This window comes from Shewanella sp. MBTL60-112-B2, from assembly GCF_019655055.1.
Classification (GTDB): Bacteria; Pseudomonadota; Gammaproteobacteria; order Enterobacterales; family Shewanellaceae; genus Shewanella.
Genome location: NZ_BPFA01000118.1, coordinates 1 through 255, shown reverse-complemented (window position 1 = coordinate 255; position 255 = coordinate 1). Strand labels below are relative to the sequence as shown.

2 tRNA genes are annotated in these 255 nt (G+C 52.5%); both read right to left on the bottom strand.

Annotation, left to right across the window (positions count from 1 at the left end):
• Positions 1 to 13: 13 nt before the first annotated feature.
• Positions 14 to 89 (bottom strand) — tRNA-Glu (locus tag K5Q73_RS21510).
• Between the two features lie 76 nt (positions 90 to 165).
• A tRNA-Glu gene (locus K5Q73_RS21505) sits at positions 166 to 241 on the bottom strand.
• Positions 242 to 255: the final 14 nt, after the last annotated feature.

Below are 255 nucleotides of genomic sequence, written 5' to 3'. Positions count from 1 at the left end.
CGCTTTAAATAAGTGGTATCCCCAAGGGGATTCGAACCCCTGTTACCGCCGTGAAAGGGCGGTGTCCTAGGCCTCTAGACGATGGGGACCCGGACTGCATTAGACTCTGCAAAGAGTGAATACTCATCAAGTTCTGTAGGCTAAAACTCAACGCTTTAAAATAAGTGGTATCCCCAAGGGGATTCGAACCCCTGTTACCGCCGTGAAAGGGCGGTGTCCTAGGCCTCTAGACGATGGGGACCCGGACTGCATTAG